The organism is Streptomyces sp. NPDC031274 (assembly GCF_055570235.1).
The window spans coordinates 1-1,245 of record NZ_JBVIHP010000310.1 but is presented as its reverse complement, the minus strand read 5'-3'; the positions used below and the strand labels follow the sequence as shown (position 1 = coordinate 1,245).

The 1,245-nt window shown below is 66.5% G+C and carries 2 protein-coding genes; both read right to left on the bottom strand.

Annotated elements, in window-relative coordinates; genetic code table 11:
• Positions 1-448, bottom strand: a 448-nt coding sequence (locus tag ACZ5CR_RS45935) for a hypothetical protein (protein ID WP_468869860.1), incomplete at its 3' end; no start/stop codon positions are given.
• A 103-nt stretch (positions 449-551) separates the two neighbouring features.
• Positions 552-1,245, bottom strand: a 694-nt coding sequence (locus ACZ5CR_RS45930; protein ID WP_468869857.1) for an NACHT domain-containing protein, incomplete at its 5' end; no start/stop codon positions are given.

The following is a 1,245-nucleotide window of genomic DNA, read 5'->3' as shown; positions in this document are numbered from 1 at the left end:
AGGCGATCCCGAGCATCGCGCCAGTCGCGAATCCACCGAGTAGCCACAGGCCGAGTCGAACGAGTTGTCCAGCTCTCCGAGGGTCCGCTGTGAACGGGCGTTGATCGAACGTCCAGTCTCTGTTGACCAACCGGCCTCGCCAATAGCCCCACAGCCCGACCAATGCGCCGCCGACCAGACCAAACACTGGGGCGCTCATGAGGCCAAGGTTGAACCCGGGATTGACGGTTATCCCTGCGACAGTTCCCATGACCGCTCCCAGCGGGACAAAAGCAAGGGCGAAGACCCGAGGCAGAACATGAGGGGGCAGGGTCGCACGGGCCAGGTGCATCCAGCGGAAGTCACGGGTGACCTGCGGGCGAACCGGATCGCCGCTGCGGTCGACCATGACGAACGGCGCGAACTGCGGTGCAGGCATCCGGGTCAGGTAGAAGGCGAAAGACTCCATCCACCGCCGCACGTCGGCAGCGGCGTATTGGCGGCGTGGTTCAAAGGGATGTCGACGGCCCTCGGCTGGTTCCCTGGCCTTGATGAGCGCCGGAATCAGTTGGTCAAACAGACGGCCGCGCAGGGCGTCGGCTGAGCCGGGCAGCGTGCAGCAGGGCAGCGGAGTCCGCCTCCCGCTCGCTGTGGGCCACGCGCAGCAGCCACAGACCCAATGGGGTGGAGACAACCTCGGCCAGCGCCTCAGGCGGGTCCACCGCCTCCAACACGTCAAGGATCGGCTGACGCTGCGGCCCCGGCGAGGGCCAGGCATGACGCAAGTAGCCCGCAGCATCAGCCGGCGTGAGTGGGAGAGGCTCGACAACCGCCGCAGCGCCCAGCGGCCCTAGCCGCGGTGTGATTTCAAGGTAGTACTCCGTGCGACAGGTCAAGATTAGCTGCTGTTCGTCCCGCTCCACCGCCCGACACAGAGCGGAGAACACCCGGACACGGGCCGCGTCAGGCAGTTCGTCCAGCCCGTCCAGCACCGGCAGGATTCCCCGCGGCTTCACCAGCTCAGCCAGAGCCTCATCACCGAGCGTCCGCAGCGCCGGATAGTTCTCGACGAGCCGGATCTTCAGCCACTCGCGTAGGTTGCCCAGGCCCGTATCATCAGGACCCCACCACTCAGCCAAGGTCAGCAACACCGGCACCGGCTCGCCCACTTGACGGGGATCGAGCAGTGCACGCACAAGTTGAACGGCCAAGGTGGTCTTGCCCGCTCCCGGGCCGCCGAGTATGACCAGCCGTCTGCGTGGCGAC